This window comes from Rhizobium acaciae (genome assembly GCF_025941625.1).
In the GTDB taxonomy this organism is placed as follows: domain Bacteria; phylum Pseudomonadota; class Alphaproteobacteria; order Rhizobiales; family Rhizobiaceae; genus Rhizobium; species Rhizobium acaciae.
This window is the reverse complement of sequence record NZ_JAPCZO010000040.1, coordinates 25,390-44,748: the sequence shown is the minus strand read 5'-3', so window position 1 is coordinate 44,748 and position 19,359 is coordinate 25,390. Positions and strand designations below refer to the sequence as shown.

Genomic DNA, 19,359 nt, shown 5'->3' with positions numbered 1-19,359 from the left:
GGACGTACCAAGGGGTATGCCCTTCGCCAATCGCCTTTGCCCTGACGAAAACCTGCTCCGGCAGAATGCTGCAATCTAACCCGGAAAGGCTCTAGAGTAATTTGTGGGAAAACCGCTTCGCACGTTGCTGGAATACCCTACAGGCTGTTTGCGAGAAGGCAGAATTCCTCGACGGACAAGGTTTCCGCCCGACGCGCCGGATCGATCCCGGCCTTGACGAGCAGGCTCTCGCCGCCGAGCGGTTTCAGGCTTTGGCGCAGCATTTTGCGGCGCTGGCCGAAAGCCGCCTGCGTCACCTTTTCCAGATTGCCGACAGCGCAGGGGATCGGGTTTTCGCGGGGGGTCAGTTGCACGACCGTCGACGTCACTTTCGGCGGCGGCGTGAAGGCTTGCGGCGGCACGTCGAAGGCCATGCGTGCCTCCGTCCTCCAGCCGCAGAGCACGCCGAGACGGCCGTAATGATCGTCGTCTTCGTTGGCGACGATACGCTCGCCGACTTCCTTCTGAAACATCAGCGTCAGCGACTGCCAGTACGGCGGCCAGGCTTTCGGCAGCAGCCAGTTGACCAGCAACTGCGTGCCGACATTATAGGGCAGGTTGGCAATGATCTTGATCGGGCCTTGCGGCACCAATGTCTCGAAATCCGTCTTCAGCGCATCGCCTTCGATCACCTCCAGCCGGCCGGGATAGTGATCGGCGATCTCGGCAAGCGCCGGCAGGCAGCGTGTATCCCGCTCGATGGCGATAACTTTCCTGGCGCCGAGCGCCAGGATCGCGCGCGTCAGCCCGCCGGGGCCGGGGCCGACCTCGAAAATGGTCGCATCGTCGAGCGCGCCCGCCGTGCGGGCGATCTTCTGCGTGAGGTTGAGGTCGAGCAGGAAGTTCTGCCCGAGCGCCTTGCGTGCGTCGAGGCCATGACGCTGGATGACGTCGCGAAGCGGCGGCAGGCCATCGAGTGCTGCCATCAGCGGCGGCTTTCCGCGCTGCGGCCGAGCTGGGCGGCGAGCTTCAGCGCCGCAACGAGGCTGTGCTCGCGCGCCAGTCCCTTGCCGGCAATGCCGAAAGCTGTGCCGTGATCCGGCGAGGTGCGCACGAAGGGAAGCCCGAGCGTCACGTTGACGCTGTCGTCGAAACCAAGTGCCTTGGCCGGGATCAGCGCCTGATCGTGATACATGCAGATGGCGACGTCATATCGCGCCCGCGCCTCGTCATGGAACATCGTATCGGCGGGCAGGGGGCCGATCGCATCGATGCCCTCGTCGCGCAGGCGCTCGATCGCCGGACGGATGACGTCCTCGTCCTCCGTGCCGATCGCCCCGCCTTCGCCCGCATGCGGGTTGAGGCCGGCAACGGCGAGCCGCGGCGCCTCGATGCCGAAGCGCTGCCTCAGATCTTCATGGGCGATCCTGCAGGTTTCCGTGATCAGTTCGCCCGTCAGCGCCTGCGGCACGTCGCGGACCGGAATATGGATGGTGACGGGAATGGCCCGCAGCTTCGGTCCCGACAGCATCATTACCGGTGTTACCGGCCGGCCGGTCGTCCTGGCGGCGAGATCGGCGAGAAATTCGGTATGGCCGGGAAACCGGAAACCCGCCTCGTAAAGCACGGCCTTGGCGATCGGATTGGTAACGACTGCGAGCGCCTCGCCGTCAATGACAAGTGACACGGCTTTCTCGATCGACGCGATCGTGCCTTTGGCCGTTGCCGCATGCGGTTCGCCGGCCACGACCTCGATACCGGCCGCTATGGTCATGACGGGCAGCGCATCGGCAAACATGCCGGCGGCCTTGCTGGCTTCATCGGTCTCGCGGATCGAGACCGCCAGATTGAGCTGGCGGGCTCTCAACGCCAGAACGTCGGGGTCGCCGATCAGGAAGAAAGGCGGCAGCCCGAGTTCTCGCCGCCGGAGCCAAGCCATCAGAGTAATATCCGGCCCGATGCCGGCGGGGTCGCCCTGGCTCAGCGCAAGCGGTCGCGAAAACGGTATCGCCATTGTCGGTCAGCGATAGGCGATCTGCGCCTTTTTGCGCAGTTCATCCAGGTATTTTTTGCTGTTTTCGTTTTCCGGGCTGGCATCCTTGCCGGCCTTGGACTTGTCGAGATCTTCCTGGCGGAAGACCATTTCGGCGGCCTGGTCGTCGGAGACCTGCCGCTGGCTGCAGATTGCCAGATACTCGACGCCCTTGTCGGTGACGCGGGTCCCTGTCGTGTTGCCCTTGGCCTGCTCGACCAGCGGCTTCCAATCCGGCGGGATCTCGGGGGCGAGCAGGCGGCCGAGATCGCGCACGGAAACGTCGCGCATCGTCGCAGCAAACACCTTTGCCTGATCGCAGCCCGGAAATTTGGAGCGCGAAGCCTCGGCCTCGCTCTTGCGCTTGCCGGTGATGGCGCCGCGCTTGGCTTGCGGAATGACGAAGATGATCTGCTGCAGCATATATTCCGTCGTCACCGGCTTCTGCTTGTTGTTCTGCATCATGCGCGAGACGAGATCATAGTTCGACAGCCGCGAGGTCGAGCCGTAGCGGGCGTTGACGACACGCGGCCAGCTCATCTGCACGGCGATGAAACCCTTGAAATGATCGACGCCGACGCCGGCGCGATCGAGGATCTGCGACATCTGCTCGGGGGAAAGCTTGTTGCCGCTCGAAAAACGCGCGAAGGACGCATCGACGTCCTGCTGCGAAACCGACATACGGACGCGGGCGACTTCCTGCCGCTTGAGCGCCTCGTCGATCAGTTGCTCCTCGGCGGTCTTGGCATCGGCCTTCGTACGCTGCAGGCGCAGGAAGGCCTGGCGCTTAGCGACGTCGCCGCTGGTGATGGCGGTGCCGTTCACCACGGCCTTGACTTCACTGGCCGCAAGCGCTGGAGCGGCAAGGCCTGTCAGCAATGCAAGCGCTGCCCCGGCGAGGAACTTGGTTATGGCTTTTTTCGCGTCAATCATCTGTTGACCTCCCGATAGCGCCGCGAGACGTTGTTCGCGGCGTTCTTACCACAGTGCGAGACACGCTGAAATCGCTTCCATCACGGCGCGAAACCCCTATGCCTCAGATACCGACTGGCGGCAATGTCCTGCACAGGCTTGCGGCGAAAGAATGGCTTCAGGCCATGTTTGCGCCGATCGCCCGTCATTCGAGGGTGTCGGAACCGATCTTGATGTCGCCGAGCGTGCGGAAGGTCAACCGTGCGCCGATCGTCCAGTCGCTTCCCGACTCGTCGTCGGAATCTCTGCTGTCCGTATAGGCGATCGTGAAGATCGTGCATTCGTCCTCATAAGAGAGGCCGAGCGTCCGCCGGCTGATCACATCATTGTTCAGATCCCAGGCAATGCCGCCGAAAATCGACCAGTAATCCTTGAACTTGACAGTGCTGTTGGTCTGGATCTCGTCATTGTCCTCGGCGAAGCCATATGCCGGCTGGGCGCTGAGATGAGTATAGGTCAACTGCGTCGAGAAGGTGTCGTTCTGGTAGGCCGTCGTCAGGTCGCCGCGGCGGAATTCGAAATCTTTTTCGTCGAGCCGGTAGGAGGCTGCGACGGAAACGCCGTAGGGTGTTTCGACGCCGCCAAGGCCGACATAATCGGAGCGGTCGGTTTCAAGGCCCGAATCCGCGCCGACATTGACGAGGTCATCGGTCGCGAACGAGTTCTGGCCGGCGATCTGATAGGATTGGCCGAAGATGCCGTGCAGCTTGTAACCGCTGTCGAATGTACCGGTGTACTGAACGCCGACATTGGCGCGGGTACCGCCTTCGACCCGGTCGTAGCCCGAGAACTTGTCGCGGTCGAACAGCGAGGTCGCGTCGAAGACGAAGCTTTGCGCATCCTCGTTCGGCAGGCGGCCTGCCAGTTGCTCGTCGGGGCGGGCATAGATCTGTGCGATCGGCTCGAGGATATGGGTGCTATTGTCAGTCGTCATCAGGATCGGATAACGCATCTCCAGTCCGGCTGTGAACATCGAGCGGGTGGCGGAATTGCCGTCGACGTAGTTGCCGGTGTAGCCCGTGGGGTCATCCATGTTCAGCGCGAAGGCATCGCCGCGCGCGGCCAGCAGCGGTGTGATCACCAGACCGGTCGGCGTGACGTAGGTGCGCTTCCACTGCAGCTCGGCAGTCAGACGCGAAGTCTGGCCTTTCAGGCCGCGGAAACGGTCGAAGCCGTCGACGGTATAGAAGTCGTCATGTGTGCGCGAAATATTCGTCAGGTTGACATCCGCCGAAAGCTCGCCGCCGGCAAGCGGCTGCGGCGCCACATAGTGATAGTCGAGCGACGGATAGACGATCGCCTGCTGCTTTTCGGCGGTATTCGTCCGATCGGCATCCTGGACGTCGAAATAGAACGCCCGCATGTCGAAATAATTGCGTTTCCCGAGCCCTGTCAGGTAGATCTGGTTGGTACGATCCGTACCGGTCAGGCCTCGCAGCTTGTACGTTTTCGAGAAATTGTTGTCGCTCTGCGTCATGACGTCCCAGCCGAACGTCCAGCGCGGATTGATGCGGAAGTCAGCCTTGGAAGCCACCATGCCACGTTGCTCGGCTTCGGCATCGCTGGTGCCGGAGCTGAAGTTGCCCGGTTTTGCCTGGTCGATGCCGGCGACGCGCAGAATATGCGTGCCATTTTCGAAGCGTTGACGAAATTCGCCTTCGATGAGGAAGCCCTGGGCGGTGTAGCCGGTGGCGGTGACCGTCGCGTCCATGCTCGGCGAGATCACATAGTAATAAGGAACGGAAAGACCGAAGCCGAGATTCTGAGACAGGCTCATCGTCGGAAACAGAAAGCCGGACTTGCGTTTCACCGTATTGTCGGGAACTTCGATGAACGGCAGGAAGGCGATCGGATGGCCGAGCAGCTCGAAGCGCGTTCTCTCCAGACGGATCGTATGCGTCTCGCCATTCTGGATCACCCGCTGGGCCTTGACCTGCCAGAAGGGGGCGCGCTTCGGATCTTCGGCGCAGGGAAGGCAGGCCGTGTAGACGCCCTTGTTGAGAATCATCATCGTGCCGCCGACGCGCTCGCCGCTTTCGGCGACGATGCGGGTATTGTCGGCGGTCTCGATGCGCAACGAGTTCAGGAACCCGTCGGCAAAATTGTCGGTCACATCAAGGTTGTCGGCATAGATACGGTTGCCGTCCGGGCTGACCAACTCGACATTGCCAAGCGCCATCATCCGGCCAGTCTTCTGATTGTACTCGACCTTCTGCGCGACCATCTTGTAGCCGCCATAGTTGATTTGCACACCGCCGACCGCCGACACCAGGTCGGCGTCACGGTTATAGACCAATTCATTGGCCGAAAGCAGGAGCTTGGCTCCTTCCGGAATGTTCTTCCCGATATCTTGAGCGGACGTGTTGGCCTGGCCGTAGGAGGCTGGGACACTGCCGAAATAGGAACATAGAGTCGCGCCGACAAGCAGGGCAACCAACTGATTACTAAAATACTTGCGGTCGCCTGCCGCCACTAGCCGTCCTCCTGATGAAGCAGAATAGTCGCACCCAAGGCCAGCGCGACGACCACCGGTATCCACGTCGCCACGAAGGGGGGCACGACTCCACTGCTTCCGAATGCCTTTACAAGCACGGTGATGACATAAAGCATGAAGCCCGAAAGGATGCCACCCAGAATCACGGAGCGGGATTGGTTGAACCGGCTAAATTTTAGGGACACTGTTGCGGCTATGAAAGTCATGGCCACCAGCAGCAATGGCTGGGACAACAGGGAGTTGAATTGCGTCTCCAGCGCCTTGGTCGAGATGCCGAAGGATTTGGCCGCCGCAATCCGGTGGGAAAGGTCAAAGAAACCAATTGTTTCCGGCGCTGTCAGCCGCTCCTGAACGAAGTCCTGTTTCAGATTGGTGCGAAGTTGAACCGAAGCTTTACGCACGGGGATTTCGCCAGGCTTGCGCTCGACAACGGTGTTAAGTTGCCAGTAACCATCTTCCAATTTTGCCGTGGCGGCGTCCTGTCTCAGAATGACCTGACCGCTTGAATCGAAATGGATCAGCACCGCGTCGATCAGCTTGGTTCCGTTCTCCTGGACTGTCTGGGCGCCGATGATGACATCGTCCCGGCCACTGATCTGGCGCAGCCACGGAATCTGCGGCGCCTTGCGCAGAACCGCGTTCTCGCCGCGCCAGTCGGACTCGACCAGCAGCGCCTGGCGCTGTCCCCAGGCGGCAAGCGGGTTGAGCGCCGCCATCGTCAGCAGGCCGAGCGCCAGCGAGCCGGCGATGAAGGGGAACATGAACTGCCAGACCGAAATCCCGGCGGCGCGCGTGACGACGAGTTCATATTTGCGGTTGAGGCCGATCAGCACCGTCATGCCGACGAACAGCGCGATGAACGGCACAGTCTGCTGCAGGATGAGCGGCAGGCGCACGGCGGTCATCAGGACGCCGCCGCCGATCGTGTAGCCGGGAAGGCCGGACATGCGGCCCGCCGTCTCGCTGAAATCGAGGAGGAAAGAAATCGCCGAGACGCCGATCAGGAACCAGCCCGTCGTCACCAGATAGCGGCGAAAGAAATAGCGCGACAATGTCCCGAACATCATTGGGCAGTGCCCCCGCCGATCCTGCCGGTTGCGGCAAGCAGCCTTTCCTGCATCCCCCTCCAGAAAGACGAAATCCGGTCGCGGATGAACGAAGGCATGACCAGTCGCTTGTGCAGGCCGAGGAAGACGATAGAGACGATGCTGCTGACGATCGGGATGGCGTAGAGGACGGCGATATATTCAGGATCGGTATCGATCTGATTGGCCGCGTAGAAGGCCGCCCATCGCATCGCGAAGGCATAAGCGAGGGCGCTCACCATCGGATGCAGCCGCGCTTCGCGGTGCGAGCGCGCATCGCCGGCGATCGCCAGTGAAAACAGGGCAAAGACGACAGGCAGTATCCAGTCGGTCAGCCGCCGATGCAGTTCGGCGCGGTAGCTTTGCGGCCGGATCGTATAGTCCTTGTCGGCCGGATCCGGATTGAACAGGAACCACAGGTCACGGTCGCTGGCGCGCAGCGTCGCCTGACCGCGACTCTCCGTCATGTCCGAGAGATCGAAGGAATAGGAATCGAAATTGATGACCGAGACGTTGCCGTCGGGCGTTTTGCGGTGCACTTCGCCTTGATGCATGATCAGCGTCGTGCCCGTGTCGTCGACGGCGCCTTCCTTCGCATAATAGATCAGTTCGTAGGCCGGGTCGCGCTCGTCGGCGACGAAAAGGCCCTTCAGCATGCGGCCCGCCATCCGCTGCGAGATCTGTACATAGAGGCCTTCATCGAGCTTGCGGAAGGTCTTTTCTTCGATCACAGAAGAGAGGAGGTCAGCATAGGTCTCGGCGATCATCTGGCGCACGACGGTCTTTGCGCGCGGCTCGACCACGTTGTCGACGAAGAAGGAAAAGACGCTGATGACGGCGGCAAGCAGCAGGATCGGGCGGATCAGCACGCTGCGCCGCGCCCCGGCCGCGTCGATGACGGTGAGCTCGGAATCATTGTTCATCGTCGTCAGCGTCTGGGTGATCGCGATAACGAGAGCGAAGGGCAGCACGACAGGAATGATCGACGGCAGAATCATCGTCGCCAGCTTGGCGAACGAGCCGATCGACTGGCCGCTGTCGGTGACCAGATTGATGCGCTGCAGAACCTGAGTCGTCCAAATGATCGCCAGAACGGGCAGGAGCGCCACGAGAAACATCTGGCCGACGCGCCGCAATATGTATGTCTCGAGTAGTTTCATGCCTGCCCTTGAAAGCACCTGCACGCCCAAACGGCCTTGCAGGAGAATCCCTCTACGCTCTTTGTCGCGCTTTTGCGACAAGCTGGTGTCAAAAATTCATTCAAATTTCAGAATTTTTTTGATGCTGTTGCGACTCAGTTAACGCCAGCAATGCGGCGAAGACGACAAGCGACGAAAGCCATCCAAGAACGACGTCGGAAAGGTAGTGCGCGCCGAAGGATAGCCGCATCGCCGGGGTGAGGATCGAGATCGCCGCAACGGGCGGCGCCAGCGCATAACGCAGGGATTTCGGAACGAAGAGCAGAAGGCAGAGGAGCCAGCCGGCACTCGCTGCCTCGCCGGAGACGAACGAGCAGTTCGAAACGCATTTTCCGGCAAGCGAACCTGCCTCGACGAAATGCAGAGCACCGCCGAAAATGTCCGTCTGTATTGGCCGCGGCCGGCCCCAATGTTCCTTCAGGACGACATTGACGATCAGCACTGGCCCGATCAGCAGCGTTCCGAGCGCGACTTTGAGCTTTTGTGCGCGCTGGGCGTTGAAGGTCGCGCCATGCTGCTGGTAGCATTCGACGAGTTTCCACGCCATCACGATCGCCACCACATAGGGCAGGCGGAAGAAGAGGGTGCGCAGCAGGTCGAACGCCGCGACATCGCGATAGGGAAAGCCGCCGCAGATGCTCCCGGCAGCAGCAGTCGCGTCGCAATCTGCGCCCAGGAAAAAAAACTGGGAAAAATAGATGTCTATTCCGGGAAAGGCGCGGAAGACGGCGAGCAGCGCCCACCACACCCAAAACAGCAGCATGAATGCACCGAAAGTCGTTTTCGGCAGGCGGATTGCCAGGCCCCGCCATCGATTTTTCGAAAAAACTGTCAACGCGAATATCTACGAAACTGACGAAAACATGAGGGCCGTGATGGCCGCGGGCGACCATAACAATTGTCGCAAGCCATTGACAGACCCGCCAAACGCGAAATTATCCGCGAGGGACGGATTTCAAAGAATCCCCAGCGGAGAAGACATGTCAGTAAAGTTGGAAATTTCATTCTCGAAGTCGGCAAAGCTCAATGGCGGCCTGGCGATCCTGTTGAAGACCGCGGAGGCCGACAGCGCTGCCGGCGCCGAAACGGTCGACCCGGCAGGCGTGATCGCCAAGGCTGCCAGGATCGCCCGATTCTCCGCAAAATCCATGAACGGCCTCGATATTGTTGTGCCCGAAGGCGCGCCCGTCGACCGCATCGTCGTCATCGGGCTTGGCAAGGCCGCCGAACTCACCGCCCATGATTGGTTGAAGGCCGGCGGTGCCGCAGCATCGAGAATCAAGAATACCGATAAGGCCGCTGTCTTCATCGACGTGCCTGGGCTTACGACGAGCGCGCGGGCTGCTGCCGATTTCGCGCTCGGCATGCTGCTGCGCGCCTATAGCTTCGATACCTACAAGACGAAGAAAGGCGACGAGGAAGAAAAACCGGCGAAATCAGTCAAGGTGACGATCGTCACCGCCGATCCGGGTGGTGCCAAGAAGGCGTTTTCCGATTCCGAAGCGATCGCCGGCGGCGTCAATCTTGCCCGTGACCTCGTCAACGAACCGCCGAACGTGCTCGGTCCTGTGGAGTTCGCCGCCAAGGCGAAGGAACTGGAAAAGCTCGGCGTCGAAGTGGAAATCCTGACGGAGCGCGAAATGCGCCGCCTCGGCATGGGCGCCCTTCTCGGCGTCGCCCAGGGCTCCGTGCGCCCGCCGCGCCTGGCGGTCATGCAGTGGAAGGGCGGCAAGGGCAAGGATCGCCCCGTCGCCTTCATCGGCAAGGGTGTCGTCTTCGATACCGGCGGCATATCGATCAAGCCGGCCGCCGGCATGGAGGACATGAAGGGCGATATGGGCGGTGCGGCAGCCGTCACCGGCCTCATGCATGTGCTCGCCTCCCGAAAGGCTGCCGTCAACGCGGTCGGCATCATCGGCCTGGTCGAGAACATGCCTGACGGTAACGCCCAGCGTCCTGGTGATATCGTCACCTCGATGTCCGGCCAGACGATCGAGGTTATCAACACCGATGCCGAAGGCCGCCTCGTGCTCTGCGATGCGCTCTGGTACTGCAACGACCGCTTCAAGCCGCAGTTCATGATCAATCTTGCCACGCTGACCGGGGCGATCATCGTGGCGCTCGGCAGTGTGCATGCCGGCCTGTTCTCCAATGACGACCAGCTTTCCGCCCAACTGACGGCAGCCGGTCTTTCGAGCAACGAAAAACTCTGGCGCATGCCGCTCGGCAGGGATTACGACAAACTGATCGACAGCAAGTTCGCCGATATGAAGAACACCGGTGGCCGACAGGCCGGCTCGATCACGGCCGCGCACTTCCTCAAGCGCTTCGTGCAGGACACGCCTTGGGCGCATCTCGATATTGCCGGCACGGCGATGGGCTCGCCGCAGGACGAGATCAATCAATCCTGGGGGTCCGGCTTCGGCGTGCGCCTGCTCGACGAACTCGTTCGCGCCCATTATGAATCCTGATGACGGACGTTCTCTTCTATCATCTGACCGAATCCAGGCTGGAGGACGCGCTTCCGCCGCTCATCGACAAAAGCGTCGAGCGCGGCTGGCGCGTTGCCGTCCAGACGCGCGAGCCGGCGCGGCGTGATGCTCTCGATCAGCATCTTTGGACTTTCCGCGAGGAGAGCTTCCTGCCGCACGGCACCGACGAGGCGGATTTCGCCGAAAACCAGCCGGTGCTTTTGACCGTGACGCCGGACAATGCCAATGCGGCGACCGTGCGTTTCATCGTCGACGGCGCCGAGCCGCCGCCGGCCGATGCCTATGAGCGCATCGTCTTCATGTTCGACGGTCACGACCAGGAGCAACTGGACACCGCCCGTGCGCAGTGGAAGAAGCTGAAAGGCGAGGGGCACAACCTCACCTATTGGCAGCAGACACCGGAAGGGCGGTGGGAGAAGAAGGCCTGAGCGTTTCGCCACGACGACGCTACAGCGCCGCGCGCCTTTTCGAGAGCCGCAAAGGACGCTGCAACACTTTGAATTGCGGCATGAAGCCGCCCAACTTCGCTCTCCCGGCCAGCGAACTCCGCTACCGTTTCGAACCTTTATCCTCGTCGAGGTTCGTCAGGATATTGAGGGGTACGATCCCGCCAGCACTTTCCGACGCGTCGAGCGCCTCGACTGCCAAAACATGCTTTCCATTCGGACTGACCAAAGCGAATGCCCACGCCTTGTCGGCAAAGGTGCTGACCGGCATTTCCGCCCAGCCGGCTTGATGGACAAGCCGTTCGGCATAATAGACCTTGATGGTCTGCGGGTCGGTGGTGCTGGCAAGATTGCGCGCCAGGATACGCATGGACTTCTCTCCGAACCGCCCTTCCAGTTGGCCCAGCACCTTGCGGGTGGCCTGCCAATCCTGGGCCTGGGTCGCCGATCCGAAGGAATACTCCTCGGATCGGGAAATGCCCGGTGGATCAGGCGGCATGACGGCCTCTTCGCCCGAACATGCCGCAAGGCCGAGAAGCGGCACTACGAGGATGCCAATTTTCAACACGCGGGAAAATCGGCCCCTGCGGCCAATTTTTTTGCTCATGAGCGGCTGCCCCCGAACACGATTGCCATAGCCCGGCAAATCTTGCCGGTTTCTATGACGTTATTGCGACGCTCAGTCGTGGAAGGCGTCGACGAATTTCCGCTTGCCGAGCATGAAGGCATCGGCGACGTGGCGCAACGGCGCGAGATCGACGTCCGATTTGCCGGCCTTGATGATTTCGGCGAATCGACGGTAGAGCGAGGGATATTCCTGCTCCGGCTCGGCGAATCTCAACGTGCCGTCGATCAAAAGCTTGGCGCCGCCCTCGGCGAGCACCATCTGGCCGGCTGCCGTCTCCGCGACGATGTCCCAGCTCTGCTTGCCGGTCTGGCGCCAGTCGAATTCGGCGTGAACCGGCAGGCCGTCCGCATTGCGGAAGCGAATGTCGGCCGCGATTGGCGCATCGCGATTCTCGGGAAATTCGAGCACGGCCTCGGTGATGAAGATCGGCTGCGGCAGGATATGGGTGACGATCGACAGCGCGTTGATGCCGGGATCGAAAACGCCGAGGCCGCCGGCCTGCCAGATCCATTCCTGGTTCGGATGCCAATGGCGGACATCCTCCTTCCAGATCACATGCACGCTTTTAATCGTCGTCGAGACAAGAAACGCCTTGGCGGCCTCGACGCCCGGCGCATAGCGCGAATGCCAGCTGGCAAAGAGCGACGCCCCCTGCTTGTTTGCCAGCGCTTCGAGGTCGGCCACTTCGCTGAGCGTCGCGCCGGGCGGCTTTTCCAGGAAGACGTGCTTGCCGGCGACGAGCGCCTTATAGGCCGCCTCGTAGCGATATTGCGGCGGCATGCAGAGCGAAACAGCATCGATCGAGGGCTCGGCGTCGAGCATCGCTTCGATCGTCGTATAACTCTTGACGCCTTCGACCGTGCCGTGGCGGCTTGCCGTGGCGACGAGTTCGAAATCCGGGTTCTTGGCGACGGAGGGAAGGTGCTGGTCGCGGACGATCTTACCGACGCCGACGATGGCGAGATTGATAGGAGACATGGTGTTTCGCTCGAGCCTGTATGAAAAGTATGATTATTGACACGTTTGTATCAGAAAGAGGCGTGCCGACAAGCTCTCCTCCTCCATTCTATCGCATCCTAGCGCATGATGGTTTGGCGAAGGAAGCTGTAACCCATCGCCGCGCGGGCGGCGCGTTCTTCGGAACTGCCGTCGCCGCCATGCCCGCCGGAGCCGAATTCATGGAAGAGCGGCCGATGTCCTTCTTCCTCCAGCCGCGCGGCAAAGCGGCGCGCATGCGAGGGGTGCACGCGGTCGTCGTTGGCGGAGCTTTCGATGTAGATCGGCGGATAGCTGACCTTGGTCGCTGGTCCGACGTTGTGAAGCGGCGAGTAACCGAGCATGAAGTCGCGGTCCACCGGCGTCTCCGGATCGCCATATTCGTCCATCCAGGCTTGCCCTGCGGTAAACAGGTGGAAGCGTGTCATGTCGAGGACCGGCACCTGGCACCAGACGGCGCCGAAATCGTCGGGATAGCGGGTCAGCATCACGCCGGTCAGCAGACCGCCATTGCTGCCGCCCTGGCAAGCAATCCGCGACGGTACTGTATAGCCGCGGGCGACGAGATCGCGCGCGATGGCGACGAAATCGGCAAAGGCCCGGTCTCGCCCCTGCCGCTTGGCGCTGCGATACCAGTCGGGCCCGAATTCGCCGCCGCCGCGAATATAGGCCTGCACATAGGCGCCGCCTTGTTCCAGCCAGCGTCCTGTCACGCCGGAATAGCTTGGCGACAACGGGACATCGAAGCCGCCATAGCCATAAAGCAGCACCGGCAGCGCGCCCTTGGTCCATTGCTTCGGCAGGACCAACCGGTAGGTAACCCTCGTTCCGTCCTCGGAAACAGCCTCCAGCAGTTCGGATGACATATCGGTCGCATCGAAATAGCTCGGCGCCGCGGCGACGAAAACCGGTTCGGCCTGCTTGCTGCGATCCGACAGCTCGAGGCGATAACAGACGGGCGGCTGCAGGAAGCCCTGGCCGACGATGTGGAGCGTATCGTCGCCAAGATGCAGATCCGCATGGAGTGGCCTGAAGTGAGCCGTCTGCATATCCGCCGGCAATGCGATCTCGCGCTGTTCGGCATCGGGCCTTGTCAGGTCCAGCACCATGAGACGCGGACGCAGCCGATCGGAGATGATGAAGACGCACCACTCATGCATCAGCATCATCTGCGCGATGGACTGGCCCTCGCCAGGCTGAAACAGGATCCGCTCCGGCCCGAGCAGGGCCGTCTCCGAGGCGGGATCGAAGCGTTGCAGCACGAGGCTGCCGGTCGCAACGCGTTCATCGGTCTTTGCCCGCCAAAGGCAATGATGATGATTGAACTGGAAATCGGCTTCCTTAGGCAGATCGATGCGCCGCTGTGTGCCGTCGTTGGCGATCAGGAAAGCGCTCGCGACGCCGATCTCGTGGGCGGCGACGAAAATATCGATCAGTCCGCGATCCGCCGAAGCGCCCGATAGGGCAGGGTCGATGACGAGATTGAAGCCGTAGACGTCCTCGTCTGCTGCTTCGAACATGACGGCGGCATCTTCCGGTCGCTGCCCGCGCTTCAAGCGCCGTCCGACGCGCGGCCATCCCGAGCGGGTCGCCGAAAACCTGTCGATGGAACCGAAATAGCAGATTTCGTCACGGCTCAGCCAGGTGGCATGCGATCGTGCGGCCGGTGTATCGAAGCCGCCTTCGACGGCCTGTTTCCGCTCGGCGTCGAATTCGAGCAGCCGGAGAAGGTCGGAGCCGCCGTCCGAAAGCGTGAGCAGCACCCGCGTCGGCTCCCACGGGCAGGTGACGGCGCCGCGCCAATTCCAGCGCTTGCCTTCCCTGACGCAGAAGGCGTCGAGATCGAAGACCGGCTCCCAGCCGGCGTCCGGCAGCGGCTCCTGGTCTGCCGGCAGGCGGAGCCAGATGCCGAGAGGATTGTCCTTGCTCTGGCGGAAATCGAACAGCCACTCGCCTCGGCGCATCGGAACGATCAGCCTGTCCTGCCGCTCGATCAGCGCCTTGATCGCGTCGCGATCCCTCTCGAATTCAGGTGTTCTCAGAGCCGCGTCGGAAACCCGGTTGTGCTCGTCGATGAACTGACGGGTGCGCGGATCGTCGTCCGTTTCGAGATGAAGGTTCATATCCGACCTGCCGGCTTCCGTTGACGTCGGACAGATCTAGGCAGCCGGTCCCGACTTGGCAACCCGCCTTAGCAGATCGTCACGAAATCGGCCGAGGCGACGACGGTGTTGGGCACCTCGGTCTTCTTGAATTTCAGCGTCACCCTGTGGCTATCCCGCCATCGCTTCTTCGTATTCGGCTGACAACGTCAGCCAGTCTTCCTCGGCGGCAGCGAGTTTTGCCGCAGCTTCGCCGCGTTGCTTTGCCTTCTCTGCGGCCTTGGCTGGCGTCTTCTCGTAAAGGGCCGGATCCGCAAGTTCCGCGTCAAGCGCCTGAATCTGTTTCTCCAGCTTCGCCGTCAAGGATTCGATTTCGTTGATCTTTTTCCTGAGCGGCGTCAGCGAGGCGCGACGTTCGGCATTGAGCTTGCGCTGGTCGGCCTTCGACGTCGCGTCTTCAATTAGCTGCGGCTTTTCTTCTTTTTTTTTACCTGAGGTGACGATGAGGTCGCGGTACTCGTCCATATCGCCTTCGAATGTCGTCACCGTACCGCCATTGACCAGCCAAAGCCGATCGACCGTCGCCTCGATCAGGTGACGATCATGCGAGATCAGGATGACGGCGCCTTCGTAGTCGTTCAGCGCCTCGATCAGCGCGCGGCGGCTGTCGATGTCGAGGTGGTTGGTCGGCTCGTCGAGGATCAGCAGATTGGGCGCATTGAAGGCGGCCAGCCCCATCAGCAGGCGGGCTTTTTCGCCGCCGGAGAGATCCTTGGCGGCCGTCGCCATCTTCTCGGTCGCAAGCCCCATCTGGGCGACGCGGGCGCGCACCTTGGCTTCCGGCGCACCCGGCATCAGGCGACGCACATGCTCCACCGGCGATTGTTCGGGGATGAGGTCGTCGAGCTGATGCTGCGCGAAGAAGCCGATCTTCAGGCTCGGCGCGATCTTCACTTCGCCGCTCTCCGGCGCGAGACGGCCGGAGATGAATTTAGCGAAGGTCGATTTGCCGTTGCCGTTCGAGCCGAGCAGGGCGATGCGGTCGTCATTGTCGATGCGCAGATTGAGGTTCTTCAGGATCGGATTGCCGGGCTCGTAGCCGACGGCGCCGCTCTGGATCGCGACGATCGGCGAAGCCGGCTGCTTTTCCGGCTCAGGAAAAGTGATCGGCTGTACGTGGTCCTCGATCACCGCGGCAACCGTTCCCATGCGTTCCAGCGCCTTGACGCGCGATTGTGCCTGCCTGGCCTTGGAAGCCTTGGCCTTGAAGCGGTCGATGAAACCCTGCAGATGTTTGCGCGCCGCGTCGTTCTTGGCCTTGGCCTTGGTCTGCAATTCGTCGGCTTCCGCCTTCTGCCGCTCGAACTGGTCGTAACCGCCGCGATAGAAGGTGAGCTTCTTCTGGTCGAGATGGACGATCGCATTGACCGCGTTGTTCAACAGATCGCGATCATGGCTGATGATGATGACGGTATGCGGATAGCGCCTGACATAATCTTCCAGCCACAGCGTGCCTTCGAGGTCGAGATAGTTGGTCGGCTCGTCGAGCAGAAGCAGGTCCGGCTCGGAAAACAGCACGGCGGCAAGGGCGACGCGCATGCGCCAGCCGCCGGAGAAGGAGGAGGCGGGGCGGGCCTGCGCGTCCTTGTCGAAGCCGAGGCCGGCAAGAATGCTCGCCGCGCGCGCTTCGGCCGAATGCGCGTCGATATCGACGAGGCGCATCTGGATTTCGGCGATGCGATGCGGATCGGTCGCCGTTTCCGCCTCGGCAACGAGGGCCGTGCGTTCCTTGTCCGCGGCAAGCACGATCTCGATCAGCGCATCTTCGGTCGCCGGCGCTTCCTGCGCCACCTGGCCGATGCGTGCAGCCTTCGGGATCGACACCGTTCCGCTCTCCGAGCCGAGATCGCCGGTGATGACGCGAAAAAGCGTGGACTTGCCGGCGCCGTTGCGCCCGACGAGCCCCGCCTTCGTGCCTGAAGGCAGCGAAACGCTGGCATTGTCGAGAAGCAGGCGCCCGGCGATGCGGGCGGAAATATCGGTGAGCGTGATCATGGCCGGCGTTTTGGCCGAAAGCGCTCGCCAAGGCAAGAGCGCTTATCCCCGCGCCAAGCTTGCTTGTGCGCGCAAGCCTGCTTGTCCGCCGCCTCAGCGGCCGAAAGCCTGCACCGGCAGTCGGGGGTTCGACTGCGCGGCGAGAAGCGCCACGCGGGCATTGGCCTGCAATTGTCCCGGTGTTGCCGCATCGGTGCTGAGCGCCACGCCGATCGAGATGGTGAGCCTGCCGGGATCGGCCTTGTCGGATGTCGCGAAGACCAGATTGTCCTCGACGGAGGCGCGCAGGCGTTCGGCAATAGCAATCGCATCCTGCATGCCGACATTGGAAAACAACAGGGCGAATTCGTCCGCTTCGGTGCGGGCGACGAAATCGTTTTTCTTGATCGACTTCTGGAGGAGGCCGGCGAGCTTCTTCAGGAGCTTGTTGCCGGCCTGCGTGCCGTATCTGTCGTTGAGATCGGTGAATTTGTCGATATCGACCATGATCAATGCACTGCCGGCGGCACCTTCTTCGCGCTCGTAGAGGTCGGCGATCGTCAGGTTCAGCGCGATGCGGTTCGGAAGTCCGGTGATCCTGTCGGCGATCGCGGCCGACTGCATCGCCGAAATCCCGCGCTCCAGCGTTTCCAGCGTCTTGATATCGTCCTGCAGCTTCGCGCCGATGTCCATCTCGGCTGCAAGAACGGTCGAAAGCGAGGCAGTGAGGTAGTCGACCTCGCTGAGGAAAGCGGCAAGGCTCTGGTCGTCATGGCCGGACACGGATTTCAGGATCGTGCCGCAGGCGCGCGCAAAGGCGTTCCTGTGCTTCAGCCCCTCGGCAAGCCTTTCCGCCACGTCGCGCAGTATCCGGCTCGCCTCGTTTCGTGATGTCTCGCCTGCCAGCCCGCAATGGCCGACGAGGCGGTATTTCAGGCCGAGTTCGTCGAGCATCGGCTGCTGCGGCTGGGACCCGAGTGCCGCGATATCCTGCGCAAGCCCGGCATTGAGCCCGATGATTGCCTCGTGAAAGAGTTCGTAATTGCGCGGCAGTGCCACGACGTTCAGGCGCGCCATGTGCTGGGCGATCTTCTGAATATCCGCCATTGGCGCCGAGCGCACAGCCTCGCGCGGCACCAGTGCGTTTGCGCTTGCATTCTGCATGACGATCCCTCGCGGCCCGGCCTCATCTCTCACATCACGCTATGCCCGCAAGCGTTTAAGAGAGGCTGAATTTTCGACGGGGAAGCTCTGGATTGGCGGCAGAACCGGCAAAGGCGGTTAACGCGGCCTTGATGGCGAAGGCATCACATCCATTCGCGGCCCTCGCTGCGCAGGTGTAACCCGCAACATTACATGGCACTAACCCGGAATATCTGGGAATTGCCCGGGAAATAGCGGTGAAAGCCTTTAAACGCAGGGCTTTGGGTGGATTGCGCGGCGAGAGATTCGACAATAGCGGCGCAAGTTCAAATGGCACCTCCGTCGCAGAACTGAAGTTCTGGGCTACCTCTTTTCGTCGCTTTTGCGAAACTCTTGTTTGTCCAGTCGGGCTTGCCGTCCCCGCTCGTAGAGTCCCTCGGCCGTCATTTCCCCAAAAACCATCTCGAGCCATGCCGAAAAAAATCCGGTTCTAAATTTAGAATATGCAGCCAACTGCATCACAAGAAAAAGAGTCAAGAATGAAATTACCATAACCGGCCATAAGAAAGCGAAGTCGCCGATCTGGGAAGGATCAATATGCTTCACTTTCACGTATATAATGCTTGCGGCGAAATACACACCAACAGCTGGCGCGATCGCCAGCCAGCTAACAACAAAAAAGTATACTTCTCCCGGTAACTTTTTCACAGGCAATTGCTCCAGGGACAGAGAGGGTAGCTGCTTTAGATCGCCTTCGCGTTCAGTCTTTTCGTGAGAAAAGCGACTTCATAATTTTACAGAAATCTATGAATGCCTTGATCTCTCTGCCACCCCTAAACTCAAGATAATATTCGATTTCCTGCTTTTTCTCGGCAGGCTTCTCGTTCTCATCGCGCTTTGTCATCAGATTGAGCCTATTACAAGCCGCTCTTCGTCGAACTGACGATCGACCGGTGGATAAGGTATTGCGATGTCTCCGCCCGAAATTTGCAATATCGGCTTCGAAACGTGACAAGGTTCCCCCGCTCGCTGTCGCGCCAAATTTGCTTCTCCGTTGTGCATAATGTCGGAGGGGCGATATCAAGGTCATCGACTTCGGGCCTGCTGTATTGTGCGCGGAGTTGGGCACTAACCCGCACGGCTTGTTCATAATCACTCATATAAAGAACAACTGCAGAAAGCTTTTTATTATCAATAGATAATCAGCATAAAACTTCTCAATTGGGCCTCACATCCATTCGCGGCCCTCGTTGCGCAGGAAGTAGATGAGATCAAGCGTGAGGCTCGGCTTGCCGAGCGCCGTCAGCGTCATGTGGCACTGGCCGCGATGATGGGTCTGGTGGTTGAAGAAATGCGCGAGCGCTGACGACAGAGGCTGGGTGATCTCGGCCGGCTGCACCACCGTTACATAGGTGAAGTTGGCGGCAAGCGCCGCCTCGTCCAGCATGCCCGTCCAGGCAATGATCCGCTCGTCCTCGGCTTTGCGGGCGGCGGCAAGCGCATCCCGATCTTCGAAGAGCACGGCATCGAGTGTCGTCGGCGCTTCGCCGGTGCCGGTGAAGCGCTTCATCCATATCCGGTCGGCGACGAGCAGATGATTGAGCGTGCGATGCAGCGAGCCGAAGAAGGCGCCGCAATCATTGCGGAACTCTGCATCGCTGAGTTCGGCCGCAGCCGCATAAACTTGCGTGTTGGCCCAGCGATTATAGGCGGCGAACATCCTGTAATGTCTGAGCATCCTGTCCCCTCCCATGTCG

The 19,359-nt window shown here is 61.0% G+C and carries 16 protein-coding genes; 2 read left to right on the top strand and 14 right to left on the bottom strand.

The window, feature by feature from the left end; all coding sequences use genetic code 11:
* Positions 1-137: 137 nt before the first annotated feature.
* The 7 genes from rsmA to OLZ32_RS36830 form a co-directional block, all read right to left on the bottom strand.
* Complete coding sequence (gene rsmA / locus OLZ32_RS36860) at positions 138-965, bottom strand: 16S rRNA (adenine(1518)-N(6)/adenine(1519)-N(6))-dimethyltransferase RsmA (protein WP_017990928.1); 828 nt, start codon at positions 963-965, stop codon at positions 138-140.
* Positions 965-1,993, bottom strand: coding sequence for a 4-hydroxythreonine-4-phosphate dehydrogenase PdxA (pdxA, locus tag OLZ32_RS36855; protein WP_264399879.1), 1,029 nt, complete (start codon positions 1,991-1,993; stop codon positions 965-967). Before pdxA ends, rsmA begins: the two co-directional genes overlap by 1 nt.
* 6 nt (positions 1,994-1,999) lie before the next feature.
* Positions 2,000-2,944: a SurA N-terminal domain-containing protein gene (locus OLZ32_RS36850; protein ID WP_017990930.1), complete on the bottom strand. Its 945-nt coding sequence runs from the start codon at positions 2,942-2,944 to the stop codon at positions 2,000-2,002.
* 184 nt (positions 2,945-3,128) lie between these two features.
* On the bottom strand, positions 3,129-5,456 hold the full coding sequence (locus OLZ32_RS36845) for an LPS-assembly protein LptD (RefSeq protein ID WP_003547071.1): 2,328 nt from the start codon (positions 5,454-5,456) through the stop codon (positions 3,129-3,131).
* On the bottom strand, positions 5,456-6,544 hold the full coding sequence (gene lptG, locus OLZ32_RS36840; protein ID WP_003547074.1) for an LPS export ABC transporter permease LptG: 1,089 nt from the start codon (positions 6,542-6,544) through the stop codon (positions 5,456-5,458). The genes OLZ32_RS36845 and lptG overlap by 1 nt, the downstream gene beginning before the upstream one ends.
* Positions 6,541-7,722 carry an LPS export ABC transporter permease LptF gene (lptF, locus tag OLZ32_RS36835; protein WP_264425293.1) on the bottom strand — a complete coding sequence of 394 codons (1,182 nt, stop codon included), beginning with the start codon at positions 7,720-7,722 and terminating at the stop codon, positions 6,541-6,543. The genes lptG and lptF overlap by 4 nt, the downstream gene beginning before the upstream one ends.
* A gap of 100 nt (positions 7,723-7,822) precedes the next feature.
* Positions 7,823-8,596, bottom strand: coding sequence for a phosphatase PAP2 family protein (locus OLZ32_RS36830; RefSeq protein WP_264425291.1), 774 nt, complete (start codon positions 8,594-8,596; stop codon positions 7,823-7,825).
* Positions 8,597-8,741: 145 nt separating this feature from the next.
* Here OLZ32_RS36830 and OLZ32_RS36825 point away from each other — a divergent pair, with 145 nt between their 5' ends.
* Both OLZ32_RS36825 and OLZ32_RS36820 read left to right on the top strand, forming a co-directional pair.
* Positions 8,742-10,232, top strand: coding sequence for a leucyl aminopeptidase (locus tag OLZ32_RS36825; RefSeq protein WP_264425289.1), 1,491 nt, complete (start codon positions 8,742-8,744; stop codon positions 10,230-10,232).
* Positions 10,232-10,681: a DNA polymerase III subunit chi gene (locus tag OLZ32_RS36820; protein WP_003547083.1), complete on the top strand. Its 450-nt coding sequence runs from the start codon at positions 10,232-10,234 to the stop codon at positions 10,679-10,681. The genes OLZ32_RS36825 and OLZ32_RS36820 overlap by 1 nt, the downstream gene beginning before the upstream one ends.
* Before the next feature lie 121 nt (positions 10,682-10,802).
* Here the strand turns inward: OLZ32_RS36820 and OLZ32_RS36815 are convergent, their stop codons facing one another.
* The 7 genes from OLZ32_RS36815 to OLZ32_RS36785 form a co-directional block, all read right to left on the bottom strand.
* Positions 10,803-11,306 carry a hypothetical protein gene (locus tag OLZ32_RS36815; RefSeq protein WP_003547085.1) on the bottom strand — a complete coding sequence of 168 codons (504 nt, stop codon included), beginning with the start codon at positions 11,304-11,306 and terminating at the stop codon, positions 10,803-10,805.
* A gap of 72 nt (positions 11,307-11,378) precedes the next feature.
* The gene (locus OLZ32_RS36810) at positions 11,379-12,305 is read right to left on the bottom strand and encodes a Gfo/Idh/MocA family protein (RefSeq protein ID WP_264425287.1); all 927 of its coding nucleotides are present in this window, start codon (positions 12,303-12,305) and stop codon (positions 11,379-11,381) included.
* Between the two features lie 98 nt (positions 12,306-12,403).
* Complete coding sequence (locus tag OLZ32_RS36805; protein ID WP_264425285.1) at positions 12,404-14,446, bottom strand: prolyl oligopeptidase family serine peptidase; 2,043 nt, start codon at positions 14,444-14,446, stop codon at positions 12,404-12,406.
* A 150-nt stretch (positions 14,447-14,596) separates the two neighbouring features.
* Positions 14,597-16,480 (bottom strand): ABC-F family ATP-binding cassette domain-containing protein, encoded by a 1,884-nt coding sequence (locus OLZ32_RS36800; RefSeq protein ID WP_264425282.1) that lies wholly within the window; start codon positions 16,478-16,480, stop codon positions 14,597-14,599.
* 93 nt (positions 16,481-16,573) lie between these two features.
* Positions 16,574-17,623, bottom strand: coding sequence for a GGDEF domain-containing protein (locus tag OLZ32_RS36795; RefSeq protein WP_264425280.1), 1,050 nt, complete (start codon positions 17,621-17,623; stop codon positions 16,574-16,576).
* A gap of 342 nt (positions 17,624-17,965) precedes the next feature.
* Positions 17,966-18,310, bottom strand: coding sequence for a hypothetical protein (locus OLZ32_RS36790; protein ID WP_017990937.1), 345 nt, complete (start codon positions 18,308-18,310; stop codon positions 17,966-17,968).
* 520 nt (positions 18,311-18,830) lie between these two features.
* Entirely contained in the window at positions 18,831-19,340 is a 510-nt protein-coding gene (locus OLZ32_RS36785) for a DinB family protein (RefSeq protein ID WP_003547095.1), read from the bottom strand.
* Between the last annotated feature and the right edge of the window lie 19 nt (positions 19,341-19,359).